Annotated in this window: 1 protein-coding gene; it reads left to right on the top strand. The window is 70.2% G+C overall.

Annotated features, from left to right (window positions below; genetic code table 11):
- Nucleotides 1-245: hypothetical protein (locus AC0IYH_RS33380; RefSeq protein ID WP_471838708.1), on the top strand; the 245-nt coding region annotated here is incomplete at both ends.

Raw genomic sequence — 245 nt, 5'->3', positions numbered from 1 at the left:
CCTATCCGCTGCTGGTCGAGCCCGGCCTCGCGCTGCACTGGCAAAGCCTGATGTGGAGCGGCGGCTACGTCCTCGTCATCGCGCTCGTCTTGGCCTGCGCCAGCATGCTCCCGCGGATCTCGGCGGAGGCGCATGTCCGCGCCGAAAGCCCGGCTCCGGCGCGCGCGTCCGTTCTCCGCTGGATCGTGCTCGCACTGGTGCCGTCCGGCCTGATGCTCGCGACCTCGACCTACATCACCACCGAC

Source organism: Pseudomonas sp. AC463 (assembly GCF_979253585.1).
This window is presented reverse-complemented; position numbering and strand designations above follow the sequence as displayed.